The organism is Paraburkholderia sp. GW821-FHT02A12, assembly GCF_059422005.1.
In genome coordinates this window covers 60,854-76,877 of record NZ_JBWKWA010000002.1, presented here as the reverse complement: position 1 = coordinate 76,877, position 16,024 = coordinate 60,854, and the positions used below count along the sequence as shown (strand labels likewise).

At 60.5% G+C, this 16,024-nt stretch carries 14 protein-coding genes and 1 pseudogene; 4 read left to right on the top strand and 11 right to left on the bottom strand.

Annotation, left to right across the window (positions count from 1 at the left end; translation table 11 throughout):
• Positions 1-42 precede the first annotated feature (42 nt).
• The 3 genes from AC07WT_RS21580 to AC07WT_RS21570 all read right to left on the bottom strand — a co-directional run bounded on the left by AC07WT_RS21580 (position 43) and on the right by AC07WT_RS21570 (position 4,145).
• Complete coding sequence (locus AC07WT_RS21580; protein ID WP_494948519.1) at positions 43-2,112, bottom strand: amylo-alpha-1,6-glucosidase; 2,070 nt, start codon at positions 2,110-2,112, stop codon at positions 43-45.
• A 69-nt stretch (positions 2,113-2,181) separates the two neighbouring features.
• Positions 2,182-2,601 (bottom strand): DUF1801 domain-containing protein, encoded by a 420-nt coding sequence (locus AC07WT_RS21575; protein ID WP_494948518.1) that lies wholly within the window; start codon positions 2,599-2,601, stop codon positions 2,182-2,184.
• 431 nt (positions 2,602-3,032) lie between these two features.
• The gene (locus AC07WT_RS21570; RefSeq protein ID WP_494948517.1) at positions 3,033-4,145 is read right to left on the bottom strand and encodes a diaminopimelate decarboxylase family protein; all 1,113 of its coding nucleotides are present in this window, start codon (positions 4,143-4,145) and stop codon (positions 3,033-3,035) included.
• A gap of 97 nt (positions 4,146-4,242) precedes the next feature.
• On the opposite strand from AC07WT_RS21570, the gene AC07WT_RS21565 reads away from it, so the two are divergent.
• On the top strand, positions 4,243-5,199 hold the full coding sequence (locus tag AC07WT_RS21565) for a LysR family transcriptional regulator (protein WP_494948516.1): 957 nt from the start codon (positions 4,243-4,245) through the stop codon (positions 5,197-5,199).
• Positions 5,200-5,336: 137 nt separating this feature from the next.
• Here the strand turns inward: AC07WT_RS21565 and AC07WT_RS21560 are convergent, their stop codons facing one another.
• The 7 genes and pseudogenes from AC07WT_RS21560 to AC07WT_RS21530 form a co-directional block, all read right to left on the bottom strand.
• The gene (locus AC07WT_RS21560; RefSeq protein WP_494948515.1) at positions 5,337-5,756 is read right to left on the bottom strand and encodes a rubredoxin; all 420 of its coding nucleotides are present in this window, start codon (positions 5,754-5,756) and stop codon (positions 5,337-5,339) included.
• 80 nt (positions 5,757-5,836) lie between these two features.
• Positions 5,837-5,968, bottom strand: a complete 132-nt coding sequence (locus tag AC07WT_RS21555; RefSeq protein WP_494948514.1) for a hypothetical protein — start codon at positions 5,966-5,968, stop codon at positions 5,837-5,839.
• 214 nt (positions 5,969-6,182) lie between these two features.
• Positions 6,183-7,424 (bottom strand): Rieske 2Fe-2S domain-containing protein, encoded by a 1,242-nt coding sequence (locus AC07WT_RS21550; protein WP_494948513.1) that lies wholly within the window; start codon positions 7,422-7,424, stop codon positions 6,183-6,185.
• Between the two features lie 189 nt (positions 7,425-7,613).
• Positions 7,614-9,065 carry a glycosyltransferase family 2 protein gene (locus tag AC07WT_RS21545; RefSeq protein WP_494948512.1) on the bottom strand — a complete coding sequence of 484 codons (1,452 nt, stop codon included), beginning with the start codon at positions 9,063-9,065 and terminating at the stop codon, positions 7,614-7,616.
• Between the two features lie 59 nt (positions 9,066-9,124).
• Positions 9,125-9,724 (bottom strand): cytochrome b, encoded by a 600-nt coding sequence (locus AC07WT_RS21540; RefSeq protein ID WP_494948511.1) that lies wholly within the window; start codon positions 9,722-9,724, stop codon positions 9,125-9,127.
• A 146-nt stretch (positions 9,725-9,870) separates the two neighbouring features.
• Positions 9,871-10,104, bottom strand: a pseudogene (locus AC07WT_RS21535) (uracil-DNA glycosylase family protein); the annotation flags it as partial.
• 72 nt (positions 10,105-10,176) lie between these two features.
• Positions 10,177-10,719, bottom strand: coding sequence for a DUF488 domain-containing protein (locus tag AC07WT_RS21530; protein ID WP_494948510.1), 543 nt, complete (start codon positions 10,717-10,719; stop codon positions 10,177-10,179).
• 585 nt (positions 10,720-11,304) lie between these two features.
• Between AC07WT_RS21530 and AC07WT_RS21525 the strand changes: the two genes are divergently transcribed.
• Positions 11,305-12,687, top strand: a complete 1,383-nt coding sequence (locus tag AC07WT_RS21525; protein ID WP_494948509.1) for a sensor histidine kinase — start codon at positions 11,305-11,307, stop codon at positions 12,685-12,687.
• Between the two features lie 2 nt (positions 12,688-12,689).
• The gene (locus AC07WT_RS21520) at positions 12,690-13,715 is read left to right on the top strand and encodes a response regulator (RefSeq protein ID WP_494948508.1); all 1,026 of its coding nucleotides are present in this window, start codon (positions 12,690-12,692) and stop codon (positions 13,713-13,715) included.
• A 19-nt stretch (positions 13,716-13,734) separates the two neighbouring features.
• On the opposite strand, the gene cqsA is transcribed toward AC07WT_RS21520, so the two are convergent.
• Entirely contained in the window at positions 13,735-15,024 is a 1,290-nt protein-coding gene (cqsA, locus tag AC07WT_RS21515; RefSeq protein ID WP_494948507.1) for an alpha-hydroxyketone-type quorum-sensing autoinducer synthase, read from the bottom strand.
• A 470-nt stretch (positions 15,025-15,494) separates the two neighbouring features.
• Here cqsA and AC07WT_RS21510 point away from each other — a divergent pair, with 470 nt between their 5' ends.
• Positions 15,495-15,926: a hypothetical protein gene (locus AC07WT_RS21510; RefSeq protein ID WP_494951000.1), complete on the top strand. Its 432-nt coding sequence runs from the start codon at positions 15,495-15,497 to the stop codon at positions 15,924-15,926.
• Positions 15,927-16,024 lie beyond the last annotated feature (98 nt).

The window sequence follows — 16,024 nt, the reverse complement described above, 5'->3', positions numbered from 1 at the left end:
CTTGCGTCGAGCTTGGCGGCAGGTTTCACATCGTAGCGCGGTTTAGGCGGCGATGGGCTCCAACCGGGCAAGCAGATTTTCGATGCGCAGCAACTCGCCCAGCGACCACGCCTGAAACGGCGTGCCGGCGGGTGTGTGCGGCGCGTCGCCGTCGGCGATTTCGCAGAGGTGGTCGAGGCCGGCGTGGTCGAGATGCGCGTACAGCGGGTCGAGAAAGCGCGCTTTGGCTTGAGCGCGGGCATCGGGTTCGGTCGCGTGAACCCGCAGCCACGCTTCGACAAACGGGCCGAGCAACCACGGCCAAACCGTACCTTGATGATAGGCGCCGTCGCGCTCCAACGGAGTACCGGCGTAGTGACCCCGATAGGCGGGATCGGACGGTGCGAGCGTTCTCAAACCCAGCGGCGTGAGCAGTTGCGCTTCGACCTGATCGACTACCGCGCGCGCCGCCGCGCCGTCGAGTAACGGAAACGGCAGGCCGCCTACCGCAAAGACCTGATTCGGCCGGATCGAACGATCGACAGCGCCTTTTACGTGGTCGACGTCGACGTTGTCAAAAAGCGCTTGCGTCGATGGGTCGATAAAGCGTTCATGAAACGCTTGCAACGCTCGCTCGGCTGGCTGCCGCCATTGCGGATTCCACATTGCTGCAATGCGCAACGCGTTGATCCATAGCGCTTGCACTTCCACCGGTTTGCCGATGCGCGGCGTGACCACCCAGTCGCCGACCTTCGCGTCCATCCACGTCAGTTGCACGCCGGGCATACCCGCACTCAGAAGACCGTCGTCAGAGGACGCTTTGATCCCGAAACGCGTGCCGTTCGTATAGCCCGTGAGGATCGCTTCTACTGCCTGCTGCAAGCGCGTGCGCGTGGCGGCGGTGGCGTGATGGGTCGCCAGATAATCGTGCACTGCGATGACGAACCACAACGACGCATCGACGGAATTGTATTCCGGCGTGTCGCCATAGTCGGGGAAGCGATTCGGCAGCATGCCTTCGGATAACGTGCTGGCCCATTCGCGCAAGATCGCTGCCGCGTCGTCGTAACGGCCCGATGCGATCAGCAAGCCGCGCATGGCGATGAACGTATCGCGGCCCCAATCGGTGAACCACGGAAAGCCTGCGACGATCGTAAGACCCTCGTTGCGCGTGACGATGTAGGCATCGGCGGAGCGCTGGAGACGAGAGCCCAGCGCGACGCGGCGTTGTTGTTCGATGGCGGCGAGTTCCGCGGCGCGGGCCACGGCCGGTTGTGTGCTTGCGGTCTGCGCCGCAGCCGCAGCCGCAGCCGCAGCCGTTGCGGATGCGGATGCGGATGCGAATGCGGATGCGGATGCAGATGCAGATGCAGATGCAGATGCAGATGCAGATGCAGATGCGCTCAGGATCATCACCGCTTCGCCATCGGCGAGATTGAAGCTGAATAAGCCAGGGGTCGCGAGATCCTCGCTGAAGTCGAGACCACGCTCGCGCTCGCGGACGTAGCAGAAGTTTCGATACCAGTCGGGTGCGTGCGTGTAGGCGCCGTTCGTTACGGCGTCTATGACGGGCAAGTCGCCGTAGGGTTGCCAACTGACGCGCGCTTGCTCGTCGCTCGTTTGCGCATTGAAGTTGAACGCGGGATTTTCATGGTGTAGCGCATGATAGTCGCGGCCGGAAAGCAACGGCCGCACCTTCAACGTGAACGCGCTCGATTGAACGGTCGCGTCTCCACCCTCCAGCCGCCAACGCAAAACCGTTTCGCACGTCGCCTTGCTGACGAAGACTTCGGCCGTCAACTGCGTTTGCGCATCGAGTTGAAAGTGCCACGTCGGCCACGGCTGTGTATCGAAATCCAACAAGCTCTCAGTGAGGTTCGGATAGATCACGTCCGGCACATAGCGCTGCATGCTCAACGGATAGCGCTTGCCGTTCGCTTCGAGCCACGCCTCGACACCGTTGACGAGCACGACGCGGCCGCCCGGGGCGCGCGTGGCGGTCAGCAGCAACGCGTGATAGCGGCGCGTGCGCGTCGTGCCGACGGTGCCCGATGCGAACCCGCCGAAGCCGTCCGCTTCGAGCCATTCGTCATCGAGACGCGTGATGTCAAAAGACCTGTCGATGCGTGTCATGGATTTACCGTGCTATGCAAAGCCGCCGATTTTTCGTCAACGAGACACACGCGAGAACAAGCTATAGCTTTATGTCTCTTTACTTTTGTGTACTTTCGCCCGAGTACCCGCAGGCATTTTCTTCTTCAATTTGATCTGGTTGTAATCAATAGCGGCACGGATGAGCTCTTTTAGAGCACGCTCATTAATCTTATCGCCCTCGAAAAAATCGATCGCTCGTCTCGCGTTGCCTTCGAGGCCCGCGTTAAAGAGCTTGTCCGGATCTGGGAGGCTCGCCCCGTGGGCAAAGGTAAGCTTCACCTTCCCTTTGTGAGCGTTGGCGACCGCGATTATCCCGTCGCGAGACCATACGGGGCTTCCCATCCACTTCCATTCCTCGATGATCTCCCGGTCGGCCGCGAGGATGCTCTTGCGGATGCTGGCGAACGTTTTGCCGCGCCAGTCGGTGAGTTCTGCGATCAGATGGTCAATACGTTCCGATGGATTCATTGGATCTCCATGCCTCGAATTCTGGTCCCGTTTCATGCGACCACAATAGTCATGCAGCGGCTACATTATTCAATGAGACGCAAGCGGCAAAGGGCCGTAGACGGTCTGGCCGCTGCAATCGCTAGTATTCCCCAAAATGAAGGCACCGTTCCAGTCGTGAGTATCGCTATTCGTGGTTGACCCAACAATGTGGTGCGGGCAGGCACCGTTTCAAAGGCCTCCGCCGTAGGCAAACAAAAAACCTCAGCCCCCCGACAAAACCCCAATCCTGGAAGCCCGCGTCCCAGTCACGCGTCCCAATGGCGCACCAGCCGTAACAAACCGAATAGCGCGCGGCCATTCCGGTCGCGCCCGCCGCGCAGGAGTCCGCAACGATGATCGCTTCGTACACACGCACGGTGAGAGCACGCGGACAAAGCGATCGCGGTGAATCAAGCCGGCGCCTCCAGCGCCAACAATTCCTCGACGGTCTGCCGGCGCCGGATCAGGCGCGGCTTGCCGTTCTCCAGCAATACTTCGGGTGCGAGCGGCCGGCTGTTGTAGTTCGATGACATCGACGCGCCGTATGCGCCCGCGTCGTGAAACACGACGAAGTCGCCCACTTCAGGCGCGGGCATAGACCGGCTCTCAACCACGCCGCCCGCTGCTTGCGTGAACACGTCGCCCGCTTCACACAACGGCCCGCCCACCGCGAACAATTCATGGGGCCGTTCGCTAAGCACGCCGGCTTCCGCAACCAGAAAGCGCCCCGGCTCGATTTCCAGCCGCACGCGATGCCCAACATGCGCTTCGATCTGCTCGCGCGCCGCGTCCCAAAGACTGAAATAATGTTCGACGTCGATGCGCGGTTCGCCTTCGCTATACGGCACGGACAAACCACCGCCTGCGGAAATTGCTTCGATATCGTGGCCCAAACCTTTGACCGCCGCGACCATCGAATCGCACACGCGCGACAGATGCACATTGTCGACGCCGGAGCCGATATGCATGTGCAGCCCGACCAGCTTCAAGCGATAACGACGCACGATTTCCAGCGCGAGCGCCACGTCATCGAACCAGATGCCGTGCTTGCTATGCTCGCCGCCGGTGTTGGTCTTGTTGCTGTGTCCGTGTCCGAAACCCGGGTTGATCCGCAGCCACACGCGATGACCTTCGGGCGCATGCTGCCCTACGCGTTCGAGCATATCGAGCGACCCGGCGTTGACCGTGATGCGATGCGCGAGCACGGTGGCCAGCGTCGCGTGGTCGATCAGATCCGCGGTCAACACGACGCCTTCCGGCTCGCCATCCGGTGTGAAACCCGCCGCCAAACTACGCGCAATTTCGCCTGAAGACACCGCGTCGACCAACACGCCGTCGTCGCGCATCAGCTTCAGGATATGCAGATTCGAACACGCTTTTTGCGCGTAGCGAATCACGTCGAAGCGGCGCAATTCGGCGATGCGTTGACGGATCGCGTCGGCGTGATAGACCCATAGCGGCGTGCCGTGCTGTCCGGCGAGTTCAACGAGTTGTTGCGGATCGAAAGTGGTCACGGTACTCATGTCCCGAGGTGAAGGCTTGAGCAACATGATGCTGAGAACCGTTCATTCAGTAAAATATCTATTTGTCGCCCATCCATTCAATCCTGATATAGGCATCATGGCGCTCACGCACAGGCATATCGAAATCTTCCGCGCGTTGATGACGGCGGGCAGCGTCACCCGAGCGGCCGAGATGTTGTTCACCTCGCAGCCCACCGTGAGTCGCGAACTCGCGCGCATGGAGCAAAGCATCGGTTTTGCGTTGTTCGAGCGGGTGCATGGGCGTCTGCGTCCCACGATGTCCGCATTGACGCTATTCGACGAGATCAAGCGCGCGTACGTCGGACTCGAACGGGTCGCATCCACGGCGGCAAGCCTGCGCGAATTTCAGGGCGGCCAACTCTCGATCATCGCGTTGCCCGCGTTTTCGCATTCGCTTTTGCCCGGAGCGTCCAAACAATTCCTCGACGCACAGCCGGGCGTGAGCCTGTCCATTGCGACGCAGGAGTCGCCGTTTCTCGAAGAGTGGCTGACCGCCCAGCGCTACGACCTCGGCCTGACCGAACACGGCGCGCCGCCCGCCGGCACGCGTCTGACGCCGTTGCTTGAAGTGGACGAAGTTTGCGTGCTGCCCGATGCGCATCCGCTGCTTGCGAAGCGCGTGATCGAACTGAAGGATTTCGCGAATCAGCCTTTTGTCAGCCTGTCGTCGAACGATCCGTACCGGATTCAGATCGACGAAGCTTTCGCGCAAGCGAGCATCGCACGGCGGCAGATGATCGAGACGCCCACCGCCGTTTCTGTCTGCAGTTTCGTGCGGCAAGGCCTGGGTTTGGCTATCGTCAATCCGCTTACCGCGCTCGATTTCGTGGGCCGGAATCTGCATATCCGGCCGCTCGCCGTATCGTTTCCGTTTCGCGTGAGCGTGGTGCATCCGGAGCATCGTCCGAGCCATCCGCTAGCCGGGGCGTTCGTCGAAGCGCTGCAAAGCGAGGCGGCCGCGCTGCGGCTACAGTTGAAAAAACACACTCACGCTCGACGCGCATCGGGCGCTCGAACGCAGAAACACGTCTGAACTGCCGCGCAAGAAGCTGAACTTCATGCGTGGCAACTTCGACGGGTAGGAAAACACGAAGGTTAAGGCGGATTTCTCCGGAAGGCGCGGGCTAGCGCTGCTCTTTACCCAGCGCTAAGCCAGGCCGCTGGCTGATCTCAAAACTCGACCAACGCGAAATCTTCCTTGCCCACGTCGCACAACGGGCAACGCCAGTCGGCCGGAACATCCGCCCAGCGCGTGCCGGGCGCGATGCCCTCGTCGGGCAGGCCGGCGGCTTCGTCATAGACCCAGCCGCAGATCACGCAGACCCACTGCTTGAAGTCATCCGCCGATGCCGCATTGTCTACCGCGGCATGGGGCGCATCGGCTGCTTGCAAAGCCGGCGTCTCATCGAGACTCACAACCAGCGGCGCGGCGGTGACTGCGCTGTTTTCAGCCAGAAGACGCGCCTGCAGGCTTTCCAACAGACGCTGCGCTTCTGCGTGCGTCAAATCGATCCAGTACGGATCGCCGGCGCCGTCGTTCAGCCGCTCGGGAGAAAACTGGATTTCTACGGCTACCCCCTTCTTGTACATGGCAATCGGAATTCGATGAAGCCGGCGGCCAGCGCCGGCGTAGGTCTGATTGATGCGTGCAGCGAAGGCTCGCGGAAGGATTAGACCAGCTGGTTCAGCAGGATAGCGGCGATCAGAGCTGCACCGCCGATGAGGCCCAGCAATTGCAGCAGTGTCAGCGATTTACGCGAAGCGGGAATTTGTTGGGCGATGGGGGATTTGGAAGCAGTCACTCGGCGTTCTTGATTACGGAAAAAGCGAAATGGTACACGGGGTGGGGACCGGCGCATGCCGATTTGCGCAAACCCGGGTGTATTTGTTCCATTATCGCTGCTCGTGCGGCTTGGATTCGGTAAGGGTTGGAGATGGAGTAATCCCCCCGGCGGCTCGCAGTTCACCGTCGCCGACGATTGTACGATCCTGCGCAGCGCCAAAAAAATTCGCATATCAGGTATTCGACACTGGGTTCCCGTGCCGCGAATCCCAAAACCGGATCACCGACGTATCGCCGGTGCCGACGCCTACTACCTGGTCCGGCGCGCCGCTCTCGCGCAGCAACGCACGCAACTCGTTGATGACAGGAAACACTTCATGATTCCAGTCCGCGCCCTGCTTATCGTGCGCGCGCTGCTCGGCTTCGACGATCTCGCGGTCTTCCTTGAAGATGCGTTCGGTGAACCACACCAGCAGCGGCCACGCGAGATTCAGCAAGCCCGGAATGCCCGGCTTGCGGATCGACAGCAAACCGAACGTGCGATTGGTGCGCTGCTCGCGATCGAGCGGCACATAAACGATCCATAGATCCATCACCAGCGTCTGATCGGACGTGCGGATTTGCAGCGTCTGATACGGATAGCCGGTGCGGATCGTCATCACGTCCTTGTCATCTTCGCCGCCGGTCTTGCGGCTCTGGCCGAACACGATCGCTTCGCCGATCGGCTGCTGCCCGGCCATGCGCGCAAACGTGTAGTCGACTTCAACCCAGCCTTCGCCACGCCGGCGGCCCACCGAACGCGCGCGCATCTGGCCCATTTGCCGGCGATGCAGGAACTGATGGTTCATGTCCATCAGGTTCTCATGCATGAACGAATAGTGGCAGTGCACCGCGCGGCCGAAACGGCGCGTCTTGTACTTCTTGTCCGACACCGAACCAAGAGACGGCAACGGACGCTCTTCAGCCAGAGCGGCATCGCCCGGAAACACGAAAATCAGACCCTCGACTTCGCGGCACGGATACGAACGCACGCCATTCGGCAAACGGTCGCGGCCCAGATACGGCACGTCGATGCACTTGCCGGAGCAGTCGTAGGTCCAGCCGTGATAGCCGCAGCGAATCGATTCGCCGTCCACCACGCCCTGATGCAACGGCACCTGACGATGCGCGCAGCGGTCCTCTAGCGCGAACACCTTCCCGGACTCCGTGCGCGCCAGCACGATCGGCTCACCCGCGAACGTCACACCATGCGTCTTGCCACGCTTCACCTCGTTCGACCACGCCAGCGGATACCAGTAATCGGGATGAATGCCGACGCGGCGCAGATCGCGCTCCGGCGCATCATTGACGGCATGGCTGGATGCCGGGGCATTCACTGCTGCTGCATGGGCGGGGGGGTGCGCGGCTGCATGAACTGCCGTTGCATCGGCAGGCGCATCGACGGTGTCTTGTTCGAGCGGGGGAACAGCATGCATAGGTCGAGCCTCCGTGCAGGAGCGGGAAGAAGGTCGCCGCCCTGAAGAGAGGTTGGCATCGTCGCACAGTCTACTCGAACCGGCAGCGGGTTGGGCCTGCTGACTGCCCTTAGGCGCCGTTCGCCGCCGCCCATTGCCGCCATTGCTCGACACTGCCGCTGCACGTGAATCGACGCACGCTATCTGCCGCTAACTTTCGTCGCGCGCCACCAGGCCGGAGCGGCGTTGCACGCCCCACGAACGTCCGCCGCGCAGGAAATGCAGCCAACCGAGCAGTGCGCCGACATGGCGGACCAGCTGGAACGTGAACGGCTCGGCGATTGCCGCGAGGACAGTCATCCACAAACTCGAGCCGGTGCGCTCGCCGGTCCAGCGGCGGTACAGATGGATGCACCATAGATAAAACGCGAGATCGATCGCGGTTTTCAGACCGATCACGCTGAAAATCGATACGACGATCGCGCCATGCCCGCCGAATCCAAACGCGAGCAGCAGCGCAAAGGCGGTCAAGCCGTAGATCGGCTGCATCGTGTCGATCGCCTTGACCGGCAGCATCAGCATGCCGAGCGTGCCGTAGCGCGGATTGCCGGTCATGTCGCGATTCCAGTACTGCGTCTGCAGGAAGCCCGCGAACCAGCGGCGGCGCTGCCGCAGAAAACTGCGGAGATTGCCGGGCGCATCGGTATGCGCGTGTGCGTCGCCGACCACGCGCACGTCCCAGTTCAGTCCGTGATCGACCGAATAGCGGCGCAGCCGATGAATCAGTTCGTAGTCTTCCACCAGACACTGCGGATCGAAGCCGCCCACGTCGATCAGCGCAGCACGCCTGAACGACGCGAACGCGCCGGAAATCAGCAGAAGACTGTCGGCGCGCATCCACGCAAAACGGGCGATGAAGTTGCGCATGTACTCGTAGGACTGGAACCACTGGAATACGCGGCCTGAAACCGACTTGCCGCAGACCGGCGTCAGAATGCCCGCCGCCGCGACCAGCTTCGGTTCGCTCGCGAAGGCGGCACGCATCGCATAGGTGGCGTCGTCGTCGAGCAGCGTGTCGGCGTCGACGGTCATCACCGTGTCGGTCGTCATGACCGTGATCGCGGCGTTCAGTGCGCGCGCCTTGCCGGCGTGCGGCACGCGCAGCCAGTAGAGATTCGGGTAAAGCGAACTCGGCGCGCTCAGCACGCCTTCGGCTGCGGCAGTCAGCCCGAAGCGTTCGGTGAGCAGCGCGCGGGTGTTGTCGGTGGAACCGTCGTCGGCGATTACGATTTGCGCCGGACCATACGTCTGCCGCAACAGCGCGGCGAGCGTCACCGGCAACACTGCGGCCTCGTTATGCGACGCGACGATCACGCCCATGCCCGGCAAATCGCGCTGGTCGTAGTCGGGTTCGAGCGGCGGGGTGGGGCGCATCAGCGGCAGCGTTTTCAGCGTGACGAACGCGAGCAGCAAGGTGTCGTACACCACGTACGCAATGCCGGTCGACCATGCCACCACGCCTTGCAGAAAGAACGCACGCGCGAACAACAGCAGCCACAACACGACGACGCTGACATGAATCAGCGAGCTGGACAGCGTGGCGGGACGCGGCAGAATGCGTGGCGATGCGAGGGCGAGCGCCTGTTCCAGAGTTTTCTTCAAAATAACGGCTGAGTCCGTCGAGAGTGTGGTTAAAGGACTGGGCAAATAGGCCGCGGCGCTTACGGCACCATGCGCTTGAGAACCGGCTTGCGATCGATCCATTGGTGTTTCAACGCGCCGCCGATATGCATCGCCAGCAACGCATACAGCGCGTAGCCGAGCCACGTATGCAGCGCGCCGAAGCGGTCGTGCAGGGCTTCCTTGAGCGCCGGATCGAGACTCGTCACGTAGCCGATCCGCGGCCACGGAAACAGGTTGAACAGCCGCATGGGATGCGTCGCTGCGTCTTTCCAGGCCGAATCGTGCAGCCAGCCGGACAGCGGCAACGCGATCATCAGCAGATACAGCAGGAAATGTGCGACGTGCGCGGCCATTTTTTCCCACGACGGAAACTCGCGCGGCAGCGGCGGCGGCTTATGCGAGATGCGCCACAAGATGCGCATGAGTGCGAGGCCAAGCACCGTGATGCCGATCGACTTGTGGGTATCGACCACCGGACGCACCCAGTCGTCGGGTAATGAATCCGCGCTCAGGCCAAGCACGACGTTGCCGATCATCAGCAGCGCGATCAGCCAGTGCAGCAGCATCGCCGTGCGGGTGTAACGCGACGACAGCGGCGTGCCGGACGAATCGGTCAGGGTGTCGGCTTGGGTGTTCATCAATGGTTCCGTCCGCAAGAAAGCGCCTCTGCGAAAGCTGTTTGAAATACGGCCACGCCGGAGCATGTTTGACTGCGCCGCCGGCATAAGGCAAACGCCCCAGTGTGCCGTTTTATTCCGCCAAACGCTTAAATACGTATTTCAGATTATTTCGCCGGCACGCGGTGCGTCAGGCCGGCGCCGTTCAGCGCCGCGGATACCCGTTCACGCAAAGTCGGCAGCATCTCCGCCTCGAACCACGGATTGCGCTTGAACCACGCGATATTGCGCGGCGATGGATGCGGCAGCGGCATGACGCTGGGGCCATAGTCGCGCGAACGCAGCAGCGTATCGGTTGACGTCGGGCCGAACCCATCGCCGAGACCGAAGCGTTGCGCGTACACGCGCGGATCTCGCGCGGCAGCGTGTTCAGTGAAGCAGGTTTCTTGATGGTCATGCAATGACGCAGCGGATCAGGACTCGGTTTCCTGTGGATAAATCAACGTGCCGCCGGGTTGCGCTTGCGCGCCCGGCGTTATGGTCGCGGCGTTGGTGTGATGCATATCCATGATGTGCAGCACGGTCTCGCCGCGCAGCAGCAAATAGTCGGCGATGATACGCCGGTGGCAACGCCACCATACCGCTTCCGAACACATGATCGCGCAACGGCGGCGGTGGCCGACGTCGAGCAGGCGTGCGAGGCCTTCCTGAAATGCGGCCGTCATCGCGTAGTCGGCGTAGCTGCGAAATGCGCGATGCGTCCAGTAACCGTTCGGCGACGGCGCATCGCCTTTGCGATGGCTGCGGCGGCCACCCAGTTCGCTCAGATGAAGGTAGTCGATGTGTGCGGGAGCGAGCGAGCCCGGCAATGTCTCCTGATTGAACTGCGGATTGGTGCGCGAGCGTGGAATGCTGCGCACATCCACCAGCGTTTCGATCTCCGATGCTTCGAGCAAATCGATGAACTCGCGCAGCGAATGCGTGGAATGGCCGATCGTGAAAAACGGACGTGTCATTGCAGGTTCACCCGGGCGTTGGCGGCGACGCTGTACGTTTACCCCGTGCGCGGCGCGGCGCATCCTGAGGCAGAAGGATGGACTCTGCACCGGTCGCGGAACGGGTTGAAGCGGCAACCCCCGTCGCCAGCAGGCACACGGCCGCCCGGGAGCCGATATGCATGGACGAACGCATGCTTTCGATTGCTTTCATGTCTATCCCTCTTGTTCACGGATTCGGGTTGAACAGGCGCGAATCGAATTTGACCATTTGCAAAATCAACCGTTCCGAGGTGAATGAACCGCGTCACATATCGGTGAAAATATCGGGTGGTTCCAGCCTCGATAACGAACCGCCACTTGATTCAATACGCATAAATACCAGCTCATTCTTCCCCTGGTTACAAGACCATGTACGCGGATAACAGTTGGCAAAGCGGTTGAAGGCAATTATTTGCCGTGACATCGGCGTCACCTTAGGTCAAGATTTGTGCCGGGGCCGTGGCAAATAACTTCGACAGGTTGGTAAATTGGGGCGCACCAATGCGCGCGCCACACAATCCAGATGATGCTGCGTGAAGCATCAACAGTTTCAACGCCGGAACCTTGCCCGAGAAACCCGGTAAATCCTTTATTCTGGAAGTAATGGACGCAACGAGAATACCTCCGCGGGGCGCCCGCACATTGGTGCCGATCCGCCTATTCCTTGCCCAGGTGTTCGCGCCTGCCTTGCGAAACCTGCAATACGTGAGCCGCCGGATGCGCCCCTTCTCGATCATTGCGATCGTCGGCTTCCCGCTCTATTACTATATCTGGAACGATCTCTTTCCCCAGCCTTACGAAAACCTGCCGCTGCGGCTGGTCGGCTCCGCGCTGTTTATTCCCATTGTATTTTCCGACCGCTGGCCGTCGTGGGCGAAAAAGCTCCTGCCGTACTACTGGTACGCGACAATCTTTTACTCACTGCCGTTCTTTTTCACGTTCATGCTGTTGAAAAACAATGGCTCAACCGTCTGGGTCGAAAGCGCGCTGATTGCTGCTTTCGTCATGGTGTTGCTGCTCGACTGGCTCATGCTGCTGCTCAATTTCCTGATCGGCATTGCTCTCGCGTACCTCGCCTATTGGGCAACAACCGACGCTGTCAGCGTGAATGTGTCGTATCTTGTCCATCTGGCGATTTTTTCGTTTGCGATAGCGATCGGCGTCATCGCCAACTATGACACGGAACGTATCCGGGTCGAGCAGGAACGGGCAATGCTGGCAACCGCCGGTAGCATTGCCCACGAACTGCGTACCCCGCTACTCGCAATCCGCGCCGGCGCCGCGGGCCTCGGAAGCTACCTGCCCTTGCTACTCGAAACGTACCGCATCGCTCAAGACAGCGGGCTACGTGTTCCCAAGATCCGCGCCGCCCACCTTCATTCCATGGACGGCGTACTCTCCCGCATCGAGCAGGAGGCTGTTCATTCCAATACCATTATCGACATGCTGCTCGCGAACGCACGGTTCACCGACGGGCATTCCCAACAGGTCACACATTGCTCGATCAGGCAATGTGTGGAGACCGCGCTCAACCGCTATCCATTTCGCGAAGGAGAGCAGCAACGGGTGCTCACGGATCTCATCAATGACTTCACGTTCGAAGGCTCGGGCATGCTGGTGGTCCATGTGCTCTTCAATCTGCTAAAAAATGCGTTCCGCGGAATGGCAGATGTCGACAGCGCCCTGATCTCGATCCGGCTTGCGCCTGGACCACGCGCGAACCAGCTCCTCTTTCGCGATACCGGCGTCGGCATCGCGTCCCATGTACTTCCCCACATCTTCACGCGCTTCTATACGTCATCGGCCGAAGCAGATGACGCCTCCGTCGGCACCGGCATCGGCCTCGCATTCTGTCGTGACGTCATGCGCGTGATGGGCGGCTCCATCGACTGTACGTCTATCGAGTCCATGTATACCGAGTTTGTGTTGACCTTTCCCAGGCCATGATGATGGATACGATCAAACCATTCTATTTTCCGACAACGGTCACGTTCGTCGACGACAGCCCGGCATTCCTGTCGAATCTGTGCCTGCAACTCGAACCGAGCCTTGCCTTCCGGCTCTTCAGCTCGTCAAGGGAAGCCCTGCGGTTCGTGAATGAACGCCCTCGTCCCGGTGCACCTGAGGAACAAATCTTCGCTCCGTACCGGGACCGAACCGATGAGGACGAGGCTCAGCAGGTCATCGCGATGAGCGTCGACACCGTCCGCAATCAGGTGTTCGACAACGACCGGTTTCAGGCAGCATCGGTTGTCGTCGTGGATTACGACATGCCAGGGCTGAATGGTCTTGAATTCTGCCGCCGCATTACTGACCCTGCTGTACGCAAGATTATGCTGACCGGAAAGGCAAACGAGCACATCGCGGTGGAGAGCTTCAACGAAGGCATCATTCATCGCTTCATTCGCAAGCAGGACGCATCGGCCATCAGTACTTTAAATCGCGCGGTGCGCGACATGCAGCATGCCTACTTCGATAACAGGTGTCAGTCCATCCTCGACACGCTGGTGACATCGGAATATACGTTTTTGCGTGACGAAGCGCTGGTCGCGCGGGTAAGAGAACTCTTTGATTCGCTCGATATTGTTGAACATTACCTTTCATACTCGCCAAACGGGCTACTCATGCTCGACAGTACCGGCAAGTCCTTTCTGCTGATTGTCCACACAAACGAAACGCTGCGGGGTCTGCGGGAGATAGCCAGCGTACAAGGCGCACCAGTGGGCTTTTTCGATGCACTGGACAGCGGCGGGAGTTTGCCGTACTTCTGGCAAACCAGCGGGTACTTCCCTGCGAACGGCATCGCGTGGGAGAGCTATATGCACCCGGCAACACAGTTTACAGGGCAACAGACTTACGTTTATGCCGTGATTCCCAACCCGCCCGGGCTTGATCTGAGCCACGTGCTGAGTTACGACCGCTACCTTGAGTGGCTGGACCGCGACGTACAGAAGACATGGAGTTCACTCATGTGAACTCCATGTCATGCCGCTATCAGACCGCTAACGCACTGTCTGCCGTACTTTGCTCGTGGCTGTGTCTGCGGGACGACGGCCGGTCCCCGAGGCGCCGGGTGGAGGGCCATCTGTCAAGCTCAACCTCGCTGCGAATGTCACGACAGACGCTCACAATCCTTTCGATCTGGGCGTCGGTCAACGCAGCGTGGATCGACAACCGGATCAGCGCACGATTGCGCGCCGTCGCCGGTGCACAAAACACGGAACCGAAAACGCCCCGTGACTCCAATGCATCGCGTAACACGATCGTGCGCTGTTCCGTACCCGCTTCGAGCGCGATGATCTGGCTCTCACCGGCATTCAGGTTATACCCAAGCTCCCTCAACCGCTCCCGCAGCCAGGCGGCATTCGACGCAAGTCTCGTGCGCCGTCGGCCGGCACATTCGATCACCGACAGCGTCGCGTCCAGCCCACTGATCTCATGAGGCAACAGCGTGGAACTGAAGATCGCAGGATTCGACTCGAACTTGAAGTACTCCTGGAAACCGGCTGGGCAGGTGATGAAGCCGGCCCGGCCGACAAAAGCCTTCGCAAGACTTGCTGTGCGGAACGCGACACGAGACTCAAGTCCAAGTTCGACAACAAGTCCCGCTCCACGCGGACCGTGCGTGCCGAGCGAATGCGACTCGTCGACCACGAACACGCACTCATTCCTTTCGCACACATCTGCGAACGTGACAAGCGGGCATACGCTACCGTTCGTGCTGTAGACGGAGTCGGCCAGCACGACCCCTTGCCCATACCGCGCGATCTGCTGCTCGAGATGCGCGGCGTCGTTGTGCCTGAACGGTATCGGGATCGCGCCCGCACTGCGGATACCCTCCCACAACGACATGTGCGCCATCATGTCCACGTAGACGGGCGTTCGTGCCGAAGCGATCGACTGGATCAGCCCGATATTCGCCGTATAGCCGGACTGACATAGCACCCCTGCCTCTGCGCGCATGAACGTCGACAGCCGGTTTTCGAACTTCAACTGCGGGCAATCACCGTGCAGGAAGATGCCCGACATCAACAGTCCGTTGCCGTCCGAACGCAATGTTCGGCCCATACTGCGAATGATGGCGGGGTGGCGCGCGATCGCGAGATAGTCGTTGCTCGACAGATGCAGCGCATCCGGTCCCGGGATGCGACCGCGCATGATGTGCCCGCCTCCCCACGTATCCGTCACCCGCTCCCGGTAATATTGCTCGACGCGCGACGCCACAAAGGCAGGAAGCGTTGGTGACGTATGGTTTTTTTTCAAGCGGTCAAAAACGACTTTCATTTCGGCTCCTTAAGGTTAGCTGCTGCCCGTAGCGGACAGCAGGCCCATAGTGAGCCAGTCGTTTTTTCCCCGTGCGGCCTGTCACCGACGCATCTGCCTGCAGTTCAGCCGTTACCCCTGTGGATCGACGAAACTGTGCTGCGAAGGCAATCCTCGCGCGTGCAGGCAACGGCGCCTATGAGCGTCTCTGAAATTTGAACCATTGACCTAATGGTGGAAGCTTGACGCCCGGAGTCACCGACCTTTCCGCACGTGGTCAATGGCTCCGCCGTGTTCAGGCAGCGGACACGAACGGCCGCTTCGGAGATGTTCCGATGTCCGATGAGGGTCGGTCTATGCCGATCGCATCAAACTCTGTTCGGCCAGTTGCAGACCTTCGACGTGTCGATCAAAATCGACGACAATGTTCCCAAGGAACGATTGCGAGTCGTGCTCCGTCGTCGGAGACGCCGCTGAACCTAAAAGGCAACATGAGACGACTGTTCTCCGCTGCGCTCGCAGCCGCCTCTTTCGCGACTTGCGTTCATGCGCAAAGCAACGCGTCCGGCCCGCTCGTCACGCCCTCGGGCAAACTGCAATTCGTGCGCGTCGACCACGATTTTGCGGCTATGCTCGACAAGGAAATTTTCGATCGGTTTGGCGCGAGCACGCTCACGCATTTCGATGACATGGGCAACGAAAATGACATTGTTGACCGCACGCTCGTGCAGACCGAGTCCGGCCCGGTGCTGTACGACTTTCGCCACCGTCCTCCACTTGTGCAGCGCTGTGGCACGCGCATGACGGTCAAGCGCGTGTTCTGGCAAGGCGATGAGGTCGTGATGCAAGGCTCGCAAGGCTGGTTTCGATTCAAGCGCGGCGCGCTAACGAAGCTGCAGTCGTCTACGACGACGTACCACTGACTACGCGCACGCCCAACACACGCTCGCCCGCAATGACATACAGCGCCTCGCCGCGCACGCCATTGCCGGTCTCCAAGTCGCCTCAGTCTGTTGCGGGT